Origin of the sequence: Paenibacillus glycanilyticus (assembly GCF_030161375.1) — a bacterium.
In the GTDB taxonomy this organism is placed as follows: Bacteria; Bacillota; Bacilli; order Paenibacillales; family Paenibacillaceae; genus Pristimantibacillus; species Pristimantibacillus glycanilyticus_B.
Window position 1 is genome coordinate 219,887 of sequence record NZ_BSSQ01000006.1, and the last position, 19,774, is coordinate 239,660.

Consider the following 19,774-nt stretch of genomic DNA (forward strand, 5'->3'; position numbering starts at 1 on the left):
ATGCACGGTGAAGCTTTACGATTGCGCCATTATTGGCGGAGGTCCGGCGGGACTAAATGCGGCGCTTGTGCTCGGGAGGGCAAGGCGCAGCGTGGTGCTGTTCGACGATAACAAGGCGAGGAACGCGGTCACGCTTGAATCGCATGGTTTTATTACGAGAGACGGCATAAAGCCGGAAGAATTCAGGCGGTTGGCGCATACAGATATGAGCAAGTACCCTTCTGTCCAACTTGTTCGGACAAAGGTAGTGGACATGGTGAAGCGGGGGCATTCTTTGTTTCTGATCCAGACTAGCGCCGGCGATATCTTTCAGGCACGGACGATCATCCTGGCAATTGGGCTCAAGGAGAAGCTGCCTTCCATAACGGGCATAACCGATTATTACGGTACTTCTTTGTTCAGTTGCCCTTATTGCGACGGATGGGAGCTTCGGGACAAGGCGCTTGCCGTTATTTCGGAGAACGAGTCCCATCGTTACTCGATGGTATCGACGGTGTACAACTGGAGCAAGGATCTGATCGTATGCACGAATGGCGTTGGAACGTTCGACGGGCAGCAGCGGGCGAAGCTTCTGAGCCGGGGAGTGCGGATATTTGAGCAGCCGATTGCCGCCTTGAAGGGGAAAAACAATCGCCTGCAAAAAATCGTGTTCGCCGACGGGACAGAGGTCGCCCGCATAGGCGGATTCGTGACATCAAATTGGTATTTGCCGATCCGATTCGCCGAGAAGCTGGGCTGCCAGCTGAATGCGAGCGGAGGACTGGCCATCGATGACTATGGGAAAACAACGGTTGATCATGTGTATTCGGCTGGCGATGCGGCTACGATTTCCCCTGCGCAACTAATTGTTGCGGCTGCCGGCGGCAGTAAAGCTGCCATGAGTGTTAATGCAGCGCTCAATCATATGGACTTTTAAACGATTATGTTATTTTAATGTTAGATTAATTTACATAAAGTTATTGCTTCTCCCCTTCTACACCTGCTAAACTCTTGATAATTGCTAGCTGATTATTGATAGATTGCATGAACAGTTCATTTTTGGCTTGGCCAATGTTGAGAAGGGTGGAGAGAGGACAATGGGGAAGCGATTATCCGTAATTGTGGCAGCGGGGATTCTCATCATGACGATGGCAGCATGCGGGGCTAACAAGGAAGACAGCAGCGGCGGCGACGGTAACAGCGGGAAGGTGTATAAGTTCGCGACGGACGCGGCTTATGCGCCGATGGAGTACATGGATAAGGACAAGATAACCGGCTTTGACGCGGATTTTCTGAAGGCGGTTATGGATGAAGCGGGGCTGAAATATACAATCACGAACACCGGCTGGGACTCGATGCTGACGGAAGTGCAATCCGGCTCCACGTATGACGCCGGTATTTCGAGCGTATCGATTACCCCTGAGCGGGAAGAATCCTATGACTATTCAATCCCTTATTTCGAATCTACCAATATGATTATGGTGAAAGAAGACAGCACGATTGCGAGCGCGGCCGATTTGAAGGGTAAGAAGGTAGCCGTGCAAGGCTCTACGACGGCAGATACGCTCATGTCCGGCATTATGGGCAGCGACAACACGGATCTGAAGCGTTTCGACAGCAACGCGGTAGCCATGCTCGAGCTGGACTCGGGCGGAGTGGATGCCGTTGTAGCCGACATTGCGATTGTCCGCGAATATATGAAGAATAATCCGGAGCGCAAGCTGAAGGGGATTCTAGATACGGCGAGTTTTGGTTCGGAGTTCTACGGCATTTTGCTTCCGACGGGCAGCGAGCTGAAGGCGAAGCTGGACCCGGCGATCAAGAAGGTGCTGGAGAACGGCAAGTATACGGAAATCTATAAACAATGGTTCGGCGAAGAGCCGAACGTCGATAATGTGCTAAACGCGAAGTAAGCAAGCATAAGGCATGCGTAATGAGGTTCCGTTGCGCATGCCTTTGTCATAACTGGGGAGGACGAGCGCGATGCATTTTCGATGGGATATCATTGTGGATTATTTACCGTTATTGCTCAAAGGCGCCGCTCTAACGATTGGCATCTCTGCCTTGGCGATTGTGCTGGGCTCGATTCTGGGGTTAGCTGTAGGCTTTGGCAAAATGTCTTCCAGACCGTATCTTAGCTGGCCAATGAGCGGATATATTCATTTCTTTCGAGGTACGCCGCTATATGTGCAAATCTTGATCGTGCATTTCGGTCTTGTGCCCGCCTGCATTGGACATACCGATGCCGTTATTGCGGCTATTACCGCGCTGTCGCTTAATTCGGCGGCTTATACGGCAGAGATATACCGGGCTGGCATCCAGTCGATCGATAAAGGACAGACGGAGGCGGCGCAGTCGCTTGGCATGACGGGATTCCAAACAATGCGGTTTATTATTCTTCCGCAGGCGGTGAGGCGGATGGTTCCGGCGTTTGGCAACGAGTTTGTTGTCCTGATCAAGGACTCTTCGCTTGTTGCGCTTATTGCGGCACCGGAATTAATGTACTGGAGCAACGTCATGCGCGGTCAATATTTGCGTGTATGGGAGCCGTATTTGGCGGCAGCGTTTATTTATCTGATTCTGACCTACTCCCTTAGCAAGTTGCTTGGCTGGCTGGAGAAGAAGGGGGTAGCGGGTTGATGGCGATGGCAGGACCGATTATTGAGGTTAACGGGGTTAATAAAGCGTTTGGCGCAAATACGGTATTGAAGGATGTATCGGTACAGGTGGCGCAAGGGGAAGTTGTTGTCATTATCGGTCCGTCCGGTTCGGGGAAGTCGACGCTGCTTCGCTGCTTGAACGGGCTGGAGAGACCGGAGAGCGGAGAGATCCGGATCGAGGACCGGTCCTTGCTGGATGCGGGGGCAGGTATAACGGAGATTCGTTCCCGGATGGGGATGGTATTTCAACAGTTCAACTTATTCCCTCATCTGAATGTTCTTCAGAATATTACGCTGGCCCCCGTTCAAGTTCGGAAGCTGGCTAAGGGCAAGGCAGAGGAGCTGGCGATGTCGCTGCTTGGCAAGGTTGGACTTCGGGAAAAGGTCGGGCAATATCCAGCCTCTTTGTCCGGCGGACAGGCACAACGGGTGGCAATCGCACGGGCCTTGGCGATGGAACCGCGCATTATGTTGTTCGATGAACCTACGTCGGCGCTTGATCCGGAAATGGTCGGTGAGGTGCTGACCGTCATGAAGGAGCTTGCAGCGGAAGGGATGACGATGGTGATCGTGACGCATGAGATGGGTTTTGCCCGGGAAGTTGGGCATCGCGTATTGTTTATGGAGCAAGGCGTCATTGTGGAGGAAGGAACGCCTCAGCAGTTGTTTGACGCGCCGCGGCAAGAGCGGACGCGGGCGTTTTTGTCGAAAGTGTTGTAATGGTAACGGCAGGCCGATCACGCGCATAAGGTGAAATCTCGGCGGATACCCTACTAATGGCAAAGGAGGGATTCGTACGATGGAATCAACAAGCGAGTTTGTAGCGAAGGTTCATGAGACACAAGCCAAGCAACGGAAAAATAAAAATTACGGCAAAGGCAAAGCGTCTCAGAAGCTGCAAAATGTGCAGCACACGAACAATCCTTAAAACCTGAGGTTTTCGGTCCGCCCGTCGATTGGTTGATTCTGACCTGTTTCCGGGCGGATTTTGCTTGTTTGGGAAGCAAAAAAGCTTATCCATGGATTGACAATGGGTAACAAATGCGGCATCATAACATATGAATAGTTGTTCATATATGTTCAAAGCGAGGTGCCATACTTATGAGTCATGAGCATAATCATCAAGAAGGCAAACATCAGCATACGGATACGAAGGCTCATTCCCACGCCGCAGGGGAGTCCGCTGAGCATAGCTGCAGCGGTGATCATGACCACGGTCATGATCATGGACATAGCCACGGTCATAACCACGGTCATAACCACGGTCATAACCACGGCCATAACCACGGTCATGATCATGATCACGGGCATTTGGGCCATCATCATCATTTTGATATGTCCGGCAACAAGACCGGATTGTTTATAGCATTAATTATTACGGCGGGCATTATGGTGCTGGAGTTTGTCGGGGGATTAGTCACCAACAGCCTTGCGCTGCTGTCGGATTCCGGGCACATGTTAAGCGATGTAAGTGCCTTGATTCTTAGCCTGGTGGCCGTCTGGTTCGCGGCTAGGCCGGCGTCGGCGGTTCGCACGTACGGGTTCCACCGGTTTGAAATATTAGCGGCCTTATTTAACGGCGTTACTCTTGTTGTGATCTCGGTCTTTATTATTTGGGAAGCGATCGGACGGTTGTTTGATCCGCCTTCGGTGGCGAGCGGTTCGATGATGCTGATTGCGGCCGTTGGCCTTCTGGCCAACCTTGCAAGCGCATGGGCGCTGCTGCGCAAAGGGGATGTTCACAACAATCTGAACGTTCGAAGCGCGTATCTTCACGTACTCGGTGATGCGCTTGGTTCGGTGGGGGCGGTGCTGGCGGGGCTGCTCATCTACTTGTTCGATTGGAACATTGCGGATCCTATCATCTCTATTATTGTTGCGGTGCTAATTGTGAAGAGCGCATGGAGCGTGCTGAAGCACACCGTCCATATTCTGATGGAAGGGACCCCGGCAAATCTGGATGAGAAGGAAGTTCGGTCCGCGCTTGGCGGGCTGGAAGGCGTCGTTGACGTACATGATCTGCACATTTGGACGATTACGTCTGGTCTTGATTCCTTGAGCTGCCACTTGCAGGTCGCTGACGGCATGGATTGCCAGAAGGTGCTGCAAGCCGCGATCGCGCTGATCGAAGAACGCTTCGGCATCCGCCACTCGACGATCCAAGTCGAGAGCTCGCGCATCCGCCATATGGAGCTGCAGGTGTAGGGGTGCAATGTGACAGGTGGGGCCTCATCTGTGGAGACTCTATCAACGATGTAACAAACAAAAGCCGCTTCCGTTTCCGGAGGCGGCTTTACGTTTTTACAGGTTAATATAGCGATCGAAGATCGGGCCGAAGTCTTTCACTTTGTATTGCTTATGCGCCCCTTCGAGCCATGCGAATGCGGATTTGTTCAGCTTGTCGAACGTATCGGCTACATCGTAGTCGCCTTTGTGGGCGTGGCTTAACGTCGACGAAGCAAGCTCCAGGCTTTGGCGGGCAAAGCCAAGGCTGATGTCGTTCTCGTGATGAATCTCGGAGATCTTGATCAGCGTCTTGTACAAGTCTTTCACTTGCTCGATATGTTTCTTATTCACGTCAATCGAGAATGGAACGGATCCAATCGCGAATTTGATTTCAATATCAAGGTCTACCGTGCCCGCGGTCTCAAGGGCTACGCCAGTGATCTTGTGCGTGGCGTACGAATAACGGTGCAGCATGCGTTTTTTGCTGACGGCACTAGTACCGTCCAGATGGATAAGCGCAAAGTTAGTGAAGCAATATTCGTCGGTCTTGGATTTAATCAGAAAATAAATCTTTTCCCCGTCTTCATGCATCACATAATCATCAGAATCCACCTTATCGTAATTTTCGGGCCGGATGACCGCCCCAATATCGCTTAGGCCGAGCAAGTCGGCAGCTACTTTTCCGAACAATTCTACCAATCCTCTCCGTGTATATAATGGATTTATAAGTCACTCTTCCATTATATATGCGGGATGGGGGAATATTCTAGCTTCTAGACTAAGGCTTAGGATTGCTCTGCGGCAGCTTTGGAGGCGGCCATTTTCTCCTCCATATGTTGCCTTTTTACGAGAATGGCGGCCATGATCAGCATAACGCCGTTAATGATAAATACCGCGCGGATCGGGATAATACCGCCAAGCACGCCGCCGATGACCGGGCCAAGCATGGTGGCGAACTGCGTAGCCGATTGGTTCAGACTGAAGGCGCGTCCGCGGAAGCTTGTCTCGGTCGACTTCACGATCATGGCATTAATCGCTGGGGTAACCCCGGCGAAGAACAAACCGTATACAAAGCGCAAGATCCCAAACTCCGCGATATGCCCAACGAAGAACTGCAGGCAGTTGCCGATCCCCCCGCCAAGCAGCCCGATAAACAGCACTTTGGAGAAGCCGATTCTGGAACCAAACTTGCCCCATTGCGGAGCGGCGATCAGGGTAGCGATCCCGACAGCCGAGAACACAATCCCCGATTGCAAGGAAGCATCGTGTTCATTCGATCCGAGCTGCAGCACATAGACGGTAAGCAGCGGTTCGAGAATCATAACCGAGAACATCGCAAGACCGGACATCGCAAGCAGCGTGATAAAAGCCTTGTTGTGCGCCGCATGCTTCAAGTCATCCAAGACGGAGGAGCGGACGCCGGAACGGTTGAATTTATGCTCGGTGGCGAAGAAGGTGGCGATCAGGGCAGCGACCAGCACGATACAGCCGGAGAAAATAAACGATTCCCGGTTGCCGATATAATGGCTGACCGTACCGCCGATCAGCGGTCCCATAATGCCGCCCGTTGCGCCGGACGTGGCCATAATGCCAAGGGCGTAACCGGATTTTTCCTCCGGCGTATTGGTTGCTACAAGCGCGATAGCCGCTGGCACGTAACCGGCGAGCAGGCCTTGGAACACCCGCAGCAGCAGGAACCAGTAGGGATCATGAATAAAAAAGGTAATGAAATAAAGTGCCGCTAAGCTGAAGCCCGAACGAATGAGCATCGGCTTGCGGCCATATTTGTCAGCTAGCGATCCCCAATAAGGCGCGATAAGCGCACTGGCCAGAAACGTAATGCCAAACGCGAATCCGGACCACATTTCCAGATGCGAGTTAACGCCAAGATCATTATGAAGAAACAGCGGGATAAACGGGATGGATACGGAATAAGCCGTGCTGCAGAAAAATACGCCAATCCACAAAACGATCAAATTCCGTTTCCATAGGTAAGGCTGGGTCATGTCTGTCACATCCTAAAAAGGTCGTCGTTTTCTTTTATTGTAAACCTATTTTTACAGAATCTCCATGATACGCGGCAAAAACGATACTTTTGTCCTTGGAGCCGCCGCATAAAAAAGCCCCGCCAACATGCGGCGGAAGCTGTGGAAATGCGCGTATTATCAATGTTTGAGCGCCTCTAGCAGGCAGACGTTAAACAGCTCGAGCTCTTCGTAGAACACCGCATGGCCGCTGTTGTCGAAACGGAGCAGAATCGAGTTCGGGATCGTTTCTTTCATGATGATGGCAAGCTCGAAGGGGCAGATCTTGTCATACACCCCGTGGAAAATATAGGTCGGAACCTTGATTGTTCTAAGGTCGGCCATTACATTCTCATCCCGCAACGTGTAACCGCAAGCGATAATTGCGCGGGGAGACTGATCGAGCTGCATCAGATCGAACCATTCCCGGTACGCTGGTGACGGCTCGTTGTGGAAAAACAGCTTGGCGAACTCCTGCAGCATCTGAGGACGGTCTCGGTTCGCGAGCGCAATAAGTGCATCAAGCCCTTCGGGCGGCATCCCCTGCGGAAAGCCAGGTTGCTTCGTGATATAAGGCGCGGCTGCGGCGAACAGCAGCAGCTTGCTGACGCCGTGCCCGGCATGGCGCCCCATATACCGCACGGCTACGGCGCCGCCCATCGAGAACGCGGCAAGGGTTAGCTCCTTGTAGCCAAGCGTATCAATAATACAGCGGACATCGTCCGCAAGCCGGTCTAGGCTATAGCTTTCCCAAGGGGAATCCGATTTTCCAAACCCCCGAAGGTCGAGCTGGATGCAGCGGTAGCCGTATTTGGGCAATTGATTGACCTGGTATTCGTACATGCGATGATCAAGCGGATAACCGTGAATGAACAGGATCGGCTGCCCAACGCCCGTATCTTCCACATACAGGCTGACTCCCGGTTCGACGTCAATATAATAGTTCAAGGCGCAAGTCCTCCTTCTTCCCCGCAGAATCGGTCTCTAACGTATAGGTATGTGCCGGAATGAGCGGTTAGAAGGAGAGGGAGTATCATGAACAGTGATTTGTCGAGCTTTGCGGCTAGATAAAAAGTAGGCTGCCGATTGTATCGGCAGCCTACTTAAGCTAAATTTATTTACTGTATCAGCTTACTCCTAACAATCGGCAGCCAGATTATATTTCGAGCATTCATTTTGCAAAATCCTGAGGAGAAAGAGATTTTATAAGTTCTGAAGTCGTCATTCCAAGGCCTTGTTTATATTCTGCTCGGCTTCTATGAATCATCTGTTGTAACTCTGGATTGGCCAATACATCAGCATGGATGGATTGCTGGTCTTCTTCTTCCACCGGGGCAGCCTCCACAGATTATATTCGCGCCATATGCATCAGGCTGCTGTAGGCAACCGTGCGGTTGCGGCCGTCGCGCTTGGCTTGGTACAAAGCTTCGTCGGCGTATTTGAACAATTCGAATACTTCTTCCGATACATCGGGGAAGGTCGCGACGCCAAGCGACATCGTTACCGATTCGCCAATCGGCGTAACCGATTGCTCGATCCGCAGCCGGATCCGCTCGGCTACCTGCACGGCTTCGCCCTCCGATGCATGCGGGAGCAGCATCGTAAATTCCTCGCCGCCGAACCGGCAGCAATAATCTTCCGCACCTTTCTCAAGCAGCATCACGCTCGCGACAAACTTCAGAACCTCGTCGCCCATATGGTGACCGTACCGGTCATTGACGCTCTTGAAGTGGTCGAGGTCCATAAGAATAACGGAGAACGGCGTACCTTGCTGCTTCCATAGATTCGTAATGGCGCCCATCGTGCGGCGGTTCGTCAGTCCGGTAAGAGCATCGGTATTGGCTTCCGCATGAAGCTCTTCCTTCTGCTGCCGCAGCTTGTTGAACGCAACCGCTACCGTATCGACGAGCTGATTCGCTTCATAATTCCAGCTGGCATCCATCGTCAGCGGCTTCACGTTCTCGCCTTCAACGGAGAGACGGGAAGCGTAATTCGCGAGCCGGTTCAGCGGTTGAGCCAGCATGCGAGATAACCAGAATGAAATAATAACGAGCAGGAGCACGAAAGGCGCCGAGAATTTCACCATTTCCTGAATGACATTTTCGGAGAGGTCGGCAATATGATCCTGGGGAGTCTGCGATACGATGCCCCAGCCTGCAGCCGGAACCGTCGCGAAGCCGGCCAGGAAGTTCTGGTCCTGCGAATTAATAATCCGCTGCGCGCCGGATAATCCATGCATCAGCTTCTGAACGACCGGATTGCCGCTCACATTCTCGGAGATCCGCTCTTTGTCCGGATGATAGATCAGGTTGCCAGCGGAATCCACGACATAGAAGTAAGATCCGTTTGCCGTGCTGGACTGAACGCCCAGAATATCGCGGAAAATATTCGCCTGCTGCAAATAAATCGATCCGCCGACAAACCCTTTGTAGTTGCCCTCGCGGTCGAAGATTGGATTGGACACAAGCACAATCAGCCGGCCCGTAATGGCTTTGAAAGGCTTCGAGATCGAAGCTTTCTTCAGCTTAAGCGCATCTATCGTAGCTTCGGAATCGGGTTTGCTCCCGATCAAATTCAGATTGTTCGGCGAGGTAGAGACGATGACGCCGCTGCTGTTCACAATCGTAAGCGAGTTGAAGTAAGGGCTTGTCCCCATGAAGAAATCCAGCTGCGACAGAACATTCTCGTCGCTAAGCTCGATGTCGGAGAAGTAATCGGCCGTCACCTGGAGACTATTTTGCATGGACAACACAAGCGACTCCGTCGTCTTGCTGAGATTCGACGCGGCGATGCCGTTCATCTCAATCGTATTGTTAAAGAGCGATTTCCGCTCGGTTTTGTACCCGATTATCGTGCTGATAAAGATCGTAATGAGAACCGATAAAATAACGACAAAAGAAATAATAGAGGATAGCTTGAAGCCTTTGCGGGGCCGGATCGTGTAGACCATAAAGAGTAGGCGATGCTCCTTCCTAAGTCCTTCCTAATTCTTACTATTGCATAGTTTATCACTTTTTGTCGAAAGTTACGATAATGATTCTAAAAAAGCCTGCAACCGTAAAATGCCCATCCGCCAGCCGCATGTTAGACAAGCGGAGAGCAGATGGGCATTTCGCATGAAGCTTAAGCTTATTGAAATTAACTTTATTGAAATTAACTTTATTGAAATTAACTTTATTGAAATTAACTTTATTGAAATTAACTTTATTGAAATTAACCTTTAACGGCGCCGGCTACAACGCCTTTAACGATATATTTTTGCAGGAAGATAAACACGACGATCGAAGGCAGCACGGCCATAACCATCGCGGTCATCGCAAATTGCCAGTCCGACGTATATTGGCCAACGAAGGTGTAAGCCGCAAGCGTCAATGTCTTCGTATCCGGCGAGCCGTTAACCATAAGGAGCGGCAGCAGGAAGTCGTTCCAAATCCACATTACGTCGATGATAACGATCGTTGTCGTTACCGATTTCAGCAGCGGGAAGATAACAAGGAAGAAGAGGCGGAAGCCGGAAGCGCCGTCGATTGTTGCGCTTTCGTCGATCTCTTTCGGGATCCCTTTGACAAAGCCATGGTAGATAAACACGGCAAGCGGTGCGCCGAAGCCCCAGTACAGAAGGCCAAGTCCCCAAGTGCTCTCGGTAATGTGCAGATCTCTAGCAATTTTGAGAACGGTGAGCATGATCGATTGGAACGGAATCAGCATCGGCATGATGACGAGCATGTAGATCAAGCCGCTCCATCTCGATTTGGTACGCGCCAGCTTATAAGCGGCGATTGAAGATACAAGGACAATCCCGGCAAGGCCAAGGGCTGTAATAATGAAGTTGTTCAAGAACAGCTTCGGATAGTTAATGACGTTCCATACATGCTCGTAGTTGCCGAACGACAGCTTATGCGGAAGGGCAATGACGTCTTTCATGACTTCGCCAAAACTCTTGAACGAGTTGATGATCGCCAGGAACAGCGGATACAGGAACAACAGAGACAGAAGGACCATCACCACTTCTAGAATGATGCGTCCGGATTTGGATTGACGGTTCATTATGCCTCAACCTCCCTGCGTTTGAAGAACGTCAATTGAATCAAGGTAACAATAAGAACGGCAACGAACAGGATCAGCGCTTTGGCTGTGCCATAGCCGTACAGGTTGTTCTGGAATGTGTCGCGGTAGATGTCGTAAGCGATACTGTAAGTCGTGCCGCCAGGACCGCCGCCGGTGAGCGACAGAATCACGTCGAATACTTTGATCGAGTTCGTCAGGGCCATGAAGACCGAGATCGTAATCGATGGTGCCAGAAGCGGCAGCGTGATGTTGAAGAAGCGGCGGATTGGGCCGGCTCCGTCTACGGTAGCGGCTTCCTTCAGATCATCGGGTACCGATTGCAGACCCGCAATGTAGATAACCAGGTAGAAACCGATCGATTGCCAGATGGATACGAATAGAATGGAGATAAAGGCTAGTCCGGGTTCGCCCAGCCAGCTGAGCTTGAAGATGCCCCAGCCCGTGCTTGCGCCAAGCGACTCGAAACCTTGCATGAAGATGAACTTCCAGATGAAGCCGACGATCACAAGGCTCAAGATGTACGGGATGAAGAAAGCCGCGCGCAGCCAGTTTGTCGATTTCAGCTTCATGTCCAGCACGAGAGCCAGCAGAATAGCAAAGACATTTATTAGCACGATATACAATACGGCGTATTTAATCGTGAACCATGCCGATTGGGTAAAGTTCGTGTCATGCAGAAAAATTTGCTTAAAGTTATCAAGTCCGATAAATTTAGGATGCTTGGAGATCCCGTTCCACTTCGTGAGGGAATAACGGATCGTCATCGCAAAAGGGATATAGAAGGCAATGGCGATACAGATAAGAACCGGCAACGTGAATAGGCCGAATTCTATTTTCTCGCTCACTTTTCTCCCCATTTTCTTAAACATAGTTGCACCTCTTCTCGATGAAAGTCAGTTGTAGGCAGCAGCTTCTCGTTGTCGTTAGCTGACTATAACATCAGTACCTTATTCGCTATACTGAGTATTATAATTGCGCTTACAGACAGCCAAAATGGATATATGCAAACGGTTAGGGGTAAAAAGGTGAACGAAAGTTTCCGCAGCACGGGGAGTGTATAGCAATCGCAACTTATATCGCAAAAAGATGGAGCGCCTTAACGGAGCGCGTATCCGGTCGTCTCGTGAACAAGCTTATTTTGCTTTTTACGACGATCATTATTCTGGTTGTTGGGTCTTTGACCTTCATCTCCTATAAGATGCTGCAGCGGGAAGCGCTGAATAACAGCATTTCGAGTACTTCGAACAATTTGCTCCTCGTTAACAAGAATCTGGAGGAATATTTGAAGGGAATGGAGCAGCTGTCCTTGCCTTCGATTAATTATGATGAATTGGCTTTCGCCATCAATCATGCCGCCACCAATTACGCATCCAAGATGTACGTAGAGGACTACCTTCGGGGTATGTATTTCTCCCGCAGCAACGAGGATCTGGAAGCCATTTATCTCTACTTTGTGGAGAGCGGGACTTATTACACGATTGCCAAGGAGAACTTTGATATCAAGATCCGGTCCGGCCACGCGGACAATCTGCCTTCGATGTCCTGGTACAAGCAAGCGATGGACAATGAAGCGAATCAGGCGTACCAGTCTTTCCTGTTGTCCAACGACGAGCGGGGTTACGACATGGATCCCAGCCGCAGCTTTATGGCTTACCACCGGGTGCTTCGTTCGATTTCGACCCGGGCGCCGCAAGCGGTGGTGTCCTTCTATTACAACCGAACCACGATCGATAAAATCATGCAGGACATTCCGCAGGACAAAGGCCAGCATCTGCTGTTCCTCAGTCCGGACAATGAACCGTTTGCGCTCGACGAGAGACCTTTTTACGAGATCATGGCGCATAGCGGCTTGTTGAATCAGATCAATGCGGACGGTACCGGCGCGAAGAACGGACTTACTTGGGAGACACCGGGCAATGAGGGCAGCAAGTATCTCGTTGTTTACAACGTAGGCGCGCAGGAAGGCTGGAAGCTGGTCAAGCCCATTCCGTACGAAGAACTGTATGCGGCGGCGAAAACAACCCGAAATCTCAACTTCCTGATCGGATTCCTGTTCCTCTTGCTCGCGGTCATTCTGATTACCTACTTCTCGAACGCGGTTACGAAACCGCTGAAGCTGCTGTCGCAGCAGATGAAGCGGTTCAGTACCGGGGATTTCGAAGCATCCACCGAAGTGGTGGGCCGCGACGAGCTTGCTTATCTGTCCCGCCAATTCAACCAGATGGTCCGTCAGACGAACGAGTTAATCAACGAGCGGTACAAGATGAAGCTAGCGGAGAAAAACGCGATCCTGAAAGCTCTCGAAGCGGAGATTAATCCGCATTTCCTCTATAATGCGCTGCAGGCGATTTCGACCAAAGCGCTTAAGGCGGAGCGGTTCGACATCGCCGATATGGTGGACGCGCTCGCATTGACTCTTCGTTATTGCATAAGCGGCAAAGATATCGTCCGCGCGAGCGAAGAGCTGCTTCATATCGAGCGGTACATGTCGCTGCAGAAAGCGCGGTTCGGAGGCCGGGTGCAGCTTACCATCGACTGGGACCAAGAACTTAAGGAACTGGAATTGCCCAAGCTGTCGCTTCAGACACTAGTGGAGAATGCGATCAAACATGGCGTGGAGATGGTCTCGACTCCCGTCACGATTAAGATCAGCGCGCGAGCAGCAGGCGGACATGCTTTTATTATTGTAGGAGACAATGGTCCGGGCTTTGCGCCAGGCCGCTTGACGGAAGTGCTCGAATCGTTCGAGGGCGACTGGAATGAACGGACGGAAGAGGAGCGCAGCGTAGGGCTGGTGAATCTCAACACGAGGCTGAGGCTGCTATACGGGACAAGCTCCCAGCTTGTTATTCGAACCAGTCCATCGGGCACGGAAATGGAAATGCTAATACCGCGGGGAGGCGGGCCTTATGTATAGAGTACTTATAATAGATGACGAAGAACCGCTTCGCGAAGCGATTCGAATATTGGGCGATTGGAAAGGCCTTGAAGTAAGCGAGGTGCTGGAGGCGACGGACGGGAAGATGGGGCTGGAGCTTCTGGCCCAGCAGAACATCGATCTCGTGATGGTTGATATGAAAATGCCGGGCATGAGCGGCGCGGAGCTCTTGCAAGTGCTTGAACGCGACTATCCGGATCTGCCTGCTATTGTAATTAGCGGATACAACGATTTTGAATATACGCGCCAAGCTATTCGCTCCAAGGTCGTGGATTATTTGTTGAAGCCGATCAACCGGCTGGACCTGAATGCTGCGCTACGCAAGGCAGTGGATCTGCTAGAAGCGCGGCGCGTGCGGGAGAGCGAGTTCATTAACCGCAATATTACTCTCAATATGTCGCTTCCGAAGCTGAAGGAGAAAATGTATCTGTCCATCATTGACCGCAGCTTCCGAAGCCAGACGAACGAAGCTTTCTTGCCGCTGATCGGGGCGGATGATCCGGATAACCGGTTCGCCGCCGTCGTGCTGCGGATGCTGAATATGGAGCAGGTGCGTAAGGCGAGGTTCCATTCCGACGTGGACCTGCTTCATTTTGCCGTGGCGAATATGCTCAATGAGATAGCGGGCGAATACTTCCAAGCGTTCAGCTTTGCAAGTCCGAAGCAGGACCGCGAGCTGATCGTCATTCTGACGATGAAAGGCGCTTATCAGGAGGATATCGCCTACCGTTCGCTGCATCAGATGAACAAAGCGCTCGCCGCGCTTCAGGAGTTGCTCGGCATCATTGCGGTTGCGGGCATCGGATCGCCATGCACCGCCATCATGGAGATTGCCTCTTCATACGAAGCAGCCAAAGCTTCGGTTAGCGGCGTTGACCTGATGCGGCTCAAGGGTTATCACGTGGCGAGCAACACCGCTCAGAAGGCGGGGCAAGATCAAGAAATTCCGCTCTTGTCCGGAAGGGTTCAGCTGCTTCGCACCGCGCTGGAAGCGGGCAATACGGCGGGGGCGAGAACGATCGTCGCCGAAGCTTTGAAGAAGGGAAGCGATCGGGAATTTACGCTTGGCGAAGCGGATTTAATGGTGGCGCGATTTATCGTTCTGATGAACGATTTTTCGCTGGAGCTTGGCGTGACCCGCGAGAAGTTGCCTCTGATGGAGGAGCATCCGGTCCGTTTCATGGGACTTTCGGATGATTTCGCTAGCTATGAGCAGTTCAGCGCCATTATGGAGGACGCCCTAAGCTTTTACCTGGAGCAGATCCGGCATGCGCAGTCCGCCAATCGTCCATTTGAGATCGGGGATATTAAAGCCTATATCGATAATCGGTACTTCGAGGATATTAAAATTTCCATGTTTGCAGATAAATATTTTTTGAGCCGGGAATACATAATGAAATTGTTCAAGCAGCAGTTCGGCTGCGGCATTCACGAGTATGTGCAGCGGGTCCGGATGGACAAGGCGAAGGAGTTGCTTGACGATCCGGGTCTTAAGATCCAGGACATTTCGGAGATGCTTGGCTTCAAGGACAAGAACTATTTCAGCAAGGCGTTCCGGAACTATTTCTCCATTTCGCCAACGGAGTATCGGACAGCGAGCAAGGAAGGATAAAAAGTGAACAACAAGCAAGACTCCGCTTTTTTACCCTTAACTAGTCACTTATGTGCATTTTTATCGGAATCCGTTTTCATTATGATAAACGTGTGCATAAGGTCAGCTTAATAACAGCCCACCACTCCGGGCGGACATTTGATTGCTGGCAACTATGAGAAATGGGGGCGTTACAATGTTTAAGAGAATTGCTTCGGTGTCGCTCAGCCTTGCGCTGGTCGGCGGCATGCTCGCCGCTTGCGGCGGAAATAACGGTAACGATACAGCTAACAACGGCGGGACGGCTAATAATGGCGCGGCTTCCGACAAACCGGTAACGATTAACATGTTCACGGCTTCTCCAGAGTACACGGACGCATTTAATGCATACATCGCCGAGTACAAGAAGGTAAAACCAAACGTAACAATCAACCTTGAAATTATGCAAGCTGACTATAACACGGTTCTGAAATCGAAAATCGCTTCGGGCAGCACGCCTGACGTCTTCCAGACAACAGCTGGCGGCGACATCGATACTTTCGCGGAATACAGCGCGGATCTGACAAACGAGCCTCTTGCGGCTGCAATGACAGATGGCGTAAAAGCAAACATGACGTCTTCGGACGGCAAAGTGCTTGGACTGCCGGTTAAGGGCAACCTGATGACGCTGATCTACAACAAAGATCTGCTGACGCAAGCAGGTATCGCTGAACCGCCTAAGACGCTGACTGAGCTGAATGACGACATCGCGAAGCTTGAAGCAAAAGGCATTACGCCATTCGCCAACGCTTACAAAGAGTGGTGGGTATGGAAGCACATCTTCCAACACTTCGTGAATGCAGCGGCTGAAGATGCAGGCACTACGCCGAAAGATCTAGTGCAACAATTCATCGACGGCAAAACAACGTTTAACGACCATCCGGTTCTGAAGGACAACTTCTTTAACTTTATCGACCTGACTGTTAAGCACGGTACAGACAAACCGCTTGAGCGCGACAGCAACGCGGAAGTATCCGACTTCGCTCAAGGTAAAGCAGCGTTCATGACGGGCAAAGGCGCATGGGACGAAGAAGCCATCAAGAAAATCAGCCCAGACTTCAAGCTTGGCATTGCTGGCTACCCTGTAAGCGACAAGCCTGAACAGACGCAAATCGTAACGGGCGCAGACCAAGCGCTTCGCATCAATAAAGATTCCAAAGTAGCCCGTGAAGCGATCGACTTCTTCAACTGGCTGTACACTTCGGATTACGGCAAACAATGGTTCTCGAACGTAGCGAAGGTTATTCCGCCAATCAAGGACGCTCCGCTTCCTGACCTGGATATGCCGAAAGAAATGGATGAAATCCTTAAGACGCAGAAATCCGGCGATCTGTCGGTTAACTACTCGCTCGATACGTTCCACCAGAAGTTCGGCGAGATCATGCAGGCTTACATCGGCGGCAGCAAAACCAAAGATCAAGCCATCAACGAAATTCAGACTGCATGGCAGCAATTCGGGTCGGCCGAATAAGCTACCCATCGAGGGGCTGTCCCAGAAGCCAATGGCTAATGGGGCAGTCTCTTTCTTTTTTGAATGGAGTTGCGCGCCGGTATGCGGTCGAGGCCAAGAAATGCCGTTCGTGCGTGGAAGCCCGATCAAGGTCGGCGTCGGGACGTTGCCTCGCGGACGTGAGCAGTACTATCGTTGGTGGTGGTGACGCCCGACTGTCAGCACGTAGTCTCACTGTGCTGCGCAGCCCGCTGTCGGTGCGTAACGAAACGAGGTAACGCTAATGGCTCGTTTTGAGCGAGTTTTGGATTTTAAGGAAACAGGGTATCGCTATTTGGCCGAATGTTGCGGCATTAGCTTGCTTAAGTGGTAATTAGCGTGACTGAGTTTCGTTAGATTATATGAGAACAGTATGTTCGGCGGAATAAGCATATGGAGTTTCGTTAGAGTGGGAAAGGTGGTAGTTGGAGATGGAGACGAAGTTGGTTACGGGGATACAGAAGATCGAAGAGAACGGCTTGCATTTGGTGTATGAGGTACGGGAGAACGGCGATGTGCTGTTGCTTCATTTTGGCGCGCAATCATGGGTGGAAGAGTCGATTGCGGCTAAGCAAAAAGAAGGCTTCCGTCTTATGGAGCTGCAACTGACCGGCGAGGACCGGGCGGAATACCATGGCCGGACGCATCGCGCGTCGCAGCCAGGACTCCGCATGGTGTATGACGGATTATCGGATAGTAGGAACGAGTTCGGCCGCAAGCTAGTATTGGGATTGAAGGATCCGGTTACCGGCGTGGTTGCGGAGTGGAATGTTCAGTTCTACGATGGCGTTGCGATTGCGCGCTGCTGGACGGAACTTGTGAATGGCGGCGGGGAAGAAGTAGGCGTGGAGTATGTGTCGTCGTTTGCATTGACCGGCTTCGATAAAGAAGGCGAAGGCGACCGCGACGAGAAGGTAACAGTGACGCTGGCGCATAACGCTTGGCAAAGCGAGCTGCAATGGCGGACGTATACGTTGCCGGAGCTTGGCATGTCGCATCTGATTGACCGCGGCTCCAAACGCGTGGCCTTCAGCAACACGGGCTCTTGGTCGGCGGCGGAGCTTATTCCGATGGCGGTCATGTCGAACACGGCTTCAGGTGAAAGTCTATTCTGGCAGATCGAGCATAACGGTTCGTGGCATTGGGAGCTGACGGACCAAGTAGATCGCTTGACGCTGCTAATCAGCGGACCAACCGAGCATGACAATCACTGGTGGCTGAAGCTGGCGCCGGGCGAGAAGTTTGTGTCCGTGCCGGTGGCGATTGGTGCGGTAGAAGGCGGGATTGAGGAAGCGGCTGAACAGCTGACCGTATACCGTCGCCGCATTCGCCGCGAGAATGACGATAACAAGTTGCTTCGCGTTATTTTTAATGATTACATGAACTGCCTGTGGGGTTCGCCAACTACGGAGAAGCTGCTTCCTTTGATCGACGCTGCTGCTGATGTCGGATGCGAATACTTCTGTATCGATGCGGGTTGGTATGCGCCGGGCGAATGGTGGGATGGCGTTGGCCAGTGGCTGCCATCGGAGGAACGTTTCCCGGAAGGCATCAAATACGTGCTCGACTATATCCGCAGCAAGAATATGATTCCGGGTCTATGGCTCGAGCTTGAAGTCATGGGCATTAACTCGCCGAAGCTGGCGGATGCCGATGACAGCTGGTTCTTCATGCGTCACGGGAAGCGAGTTAAGGACCGCAGTCGCTACCAGCTGGACTACCGCAATCCGGCGGTCATCGCTCATGCGGATGAAGTCATCCGCCGCCTGGTTGAAGACTATGGCGTTGGTTACATCAAGATGGACTACAACATCAATGCCGGTATTGGCACAGAGACCGATGCGGATAGCGTTGGCGATGGCCTCCTGCAGCATAACCGTGCTTACCTCGCTTGGCTTGACGGCGTATTCGCTCGTTATCCGGAGCTTGTAATCGAGAACTGCTCAAGCGGCGGCATGCGGATGGACTACGCGATGCTTAGCCGTTATAGCATTCAGTCGACAAGCGACCAAGAGGATTACGTGAAGTATGCGTCGATCGCCGCAGGTGCGCCTGCCGTGCTAACGCCGGAACAAGCGGCTGTCTGGTCATATCCGCTTCGCGAGGGCGATGACGAGGAAGTGATCTTCAACATGGTGAATGCGCTATTGCTTCGCGTTCACCAATCCGGCCATTTGGCGGAGCTAAGTCCACGCCGCCGCGAGCTGGTGAAGGAAGCGCTCGACTATTACAAGTCGATCCGCGAGGATATCCGCGAAGCGCTGCCGGTCTGGCCGCTTGGCCTACCGGCCCACGGCGACGACTGGCTGTCGCTTGGCCTCCGCCGCGGCGACAAGCTGTACCTCGCCGTCTGGCGCATCGGCGGCGAATCGGCAGAGCTTGCGCTGCCGATGCCGGAGCTCGGCGGCAAAGCGCTTGCTGCGCGCTGCGCTTATCCCGCAGCCTCGGCGGACACCGGCTGCAGCTGGGACGCAGCCGCAGGCGAGCTGCGCGTGACGCTGCCGAACCCGCGCACCGCGCGGTTGTTCGAGCTGACGCTAGGCTAAGCTCGCTGCTTCAATTGCTAAGGCCACGGGTTAATCCCGTGGCCTTTTGCTTGTGCCGCTGCACGGCGGCACGCGCTGAGTAACTAGTTAGTTGAAGTCTCACCGTGCGCTTACGTTGGGTTCTACCTAGCAGTATGGTGCACACGGGTTAAGTAGCTAGTTAGTTAAAGTCCCATTGTACGTGAGCGTTAGTTCTACCCAGCATAATGCTGCG

The 19,774-nt window shown here is 52.1% G+C and carries 17 protein-coding genes and 1 pseudogene; 10 read left to right on the forward strand and 8 right to left on the reverse strand.

Going from position 1 to position 19,774, the window contains the following annotated elements:
- Nucleotides 1-7 precede the first annotated feature (7 nt).
- From QQK89_RS08425 to QQK89_RS08450, 6 genes are all read left to right on the forward strand, one after another.
- Nucleotides 8-916 (forward strand): NAD(P)/FAD-dependent oxidoreductase, encoded by a 909-nt coding sequence (locus QQK89_RS08425; RefSeq protein ID WP_284238085.1) that lies wholly within the window; start codon nt 8-10, stop codon nt 914-916.
- Nucleotides 917-1,076: 160 nt separating this feature from the next.
- A complete protein-coding gene (locus QQK89_RS08430; protein WP_284238086.1) occupies nt 1,077-1,892 on the forward strand; it encodes a basic amino acid ABC transporter substrate-binding protein in 816 nt (271 codons plus the stop codon).
- A 70-nt stretch (nt 1,893-1,962) separates the two neighbouring features.
- Complete coding sequence (locus QQK89_RS08435; protein WP_284238087.1) at nt 1,963-2,619, forward strand: amino acid ABC transporter permease; 657 nt, start codon at nt 1,963-1,965, stop codon at nt 2,617-2,619.
- A 17-nt stretch (nt 2,620-2,636) separates the two neighbouring features.
- Entirely contained in the window at nt 2,637-3,359 is a 723-nt protein-coding gene (locus QQK89_RS08440; protein ID WP_284238221.1) for an amino acid ABC transporter ATP-binding protein, read from the forward strand.
- 79 nt (nt 3,360-3,438) lie between these two features.
- Nucleotides 3,439-3,567: a DUF4023 family protein gene (locus QQK89_RS08445; protein WP_284238088.1), complete on the forward strand. Its 129-nt coding sequence runs from the start codon at nt 3,439-3,441 to the stop codon at nt 3,565-3,567.
- A 173-nt stretch (nt 3,568-3,740) separates the two neighbouring features.
- Nucleotides 3,741-4,844: a cation diffusion facilitator family transporter gene (locus QQK89_RS08450; protein ID WP_284238089.1), complete on the forward strand. Its 1,104-nt coding sequence runs from the start codon at nt 3,741-3,743 to the stop codon at nt 4,842-4,844.
- A 96-nt stretch (nt 4,845-4,940) separates the two neighbouring features.
- Here QQK89_RS08450 and QQK89_RS08455 read toward each other — a convergent pair whose 3' ends face one another.
- The 8 genes and pseudogenes from QQK89_RS08455 to QQK89_RS08485 all read right to left on the reverse strand — a co-directional run bounded on the left by QQK89_RS08455 (nt 4,941) and on the right by QQK89_RS08485 (nt 11,826).
- Nucleotides 4,941-5,555 (reverse strand): PH domain-containing protein, encoded by a 615-nt coding sequence (locus tag QQK89_RS08455; RefSeq protein WP_284238090.1) that lies wholly within the window; start codon nt 5,553-5,555, stop codon nt 4,941-4,943.
- Nucleotides 5,556-5,650: 95 nt separating this feature from the next.
- Nucleotides 5,651-6,871, reverse strand: a complete 1,221-nt coding sequence (locus QQK89_RS08460; RefSeq protein ID WP_284238091.1) for an MFS transporter — start codon at nt 6,869-6,871, stop codon at nt 5,651-5,653.
- A gap of 159 nt (nt 6,872-7,030) precedes the next feature.
- A complete protein-coding gene (locus QQK89_RS08465; protein WP_284238092.1) occupies nt 7,031-7,837 on the reverse strand; it encodes an alpha/beta fold hydrolase in 807 nt (268 codons plus the stop codon).
- A gap of 223 nt (nt 7,838-8,060) precedes the next feature.
- Nucleotides 8,061-8,219: a hypothetical protein gene (locus tag QQK89_RS08470; RefSeq protein ID WP_284238093.1), complete on the reverse strand. Its 159-nt coding sequence runs from the start codon at nt 8,217-8,219 to the stop codon at nt 8,061-8,063.
- An 18-nt stretch (nt 8,220-8,237) separates the two neighbouring features.
- Nucleotides 8,238-9,839, reverse strand: a complete 1,602-nt coding sequence (locus QQK89_RS08475) for a sensor domain-containing diguanylate cyclase (RefSeq protein WP_284238094.1) — start codon at nt 9,837-9,839, stop codon at nt 8,238-8,240.
- A gap of 58 nt (nt 9,840-9,897) precedes the next feature.
- Nucleotides 9,898-10,092, reverse strand: a pseudogene (locus QQK89_RS29640) (pentapeptide repeat-containing protein); the annotation flags it as partial.
- Nucleotides 10,093-10,102: 10 nt separating this feature from the next.
- Nucleotides 10,103-10,936 (reverse strand): carbohydrate ABC transporter permease, encoded by an 834-nt coding sequence (locus QQK89_RS08480; RefSeq protein ID WP_284238095.1) that lies wholly within the window; start codon nt 10,934-10,936, stop codon nt 10,103-10,105.
- Nucleotides 10,936-11,826 carry a carbohydrate ABC transporter permease gene (locus QQK89_RS08485; protein ID WP_284238097.1) on the reverse strand — a complete coding sequence of 297 codons (891 nt, stop codon included), beginning with the start codon at nt 11,824-11,826 and terminating at the stop codon, nt 10,936-10,938. The genes QQK89_RS08480 and QQK89_RS08485 overlap by 1 nt, the downstream gene beginning before the upstream one ends.
- A gap of 188 nt (nt 11,827-12,014) precedes the next feature.
- Between QQK89_RS08485 and QQK89_RS08490 the strand changes: the two genes are divergently transcribed.
- The 4 genes from QQK89_RS08490 to QQK89_RS08505 all read left to right on the forward strand — a co-directional run bounded on the left by QQK89_RS08490 (nt 12,015) and on the right by QQK89_RS08505 (nt 19,560).
- The gene (locus QQK89_RS08490; protein ID WP_434481638.1) at nt 12,015-13,874 is read left to right on the forward strand and encodes a histidine kinase; all 1,860 of its coding nucleotides are present in this window, start codon (nt 12,015-12,017) and stop codon (nt 13,872-13,874) included.
- A complete protein-coding gene (locus tag QQK89_RS08495; RefSeq protein WP_284238099.1) occupies nt 13,867-15,507 on the forward strand; it encodes a response regulator in 1,641 nt (546 codons plus the stop codon). The genes QQK89_RS08490 and QQK89_RS08495 overlap by 8 nt, the downstream gene beginning before the upstream one ends.
- 175 nt (nt 15,508-15,682) lie before the next feature.
- The gene (locus tag QQK89_RS08500; protein WP_284238100.1) at nt 15,683-16,996 is read left to right on the forward strand and encodes an ABC transporter substrate-binding protein; all 1,314 of its coding nucleotides are present in this window, start codon (nt 15,683-15,685) and stop codon (nt 16,994-16,996) included.
- Nucleotides 16,997-17,445: 449 nt separating this feature from the next.
- Nucleotides 17,446-19,560 carry a glycoside hydrolase family 36 protein gene (locus QQK89_RS08505; protein WP_284238101.1) on the forward strand — a complete coding sequence of 705 codons (2,115 nt, stop codon included), beginning with the start codon at nt 17,446-17,448 and terminating at the stop codon, nt 19,558-19,560.
- Nucleotides 19,561-19,774: the final 214 nt, after the last annotated feature.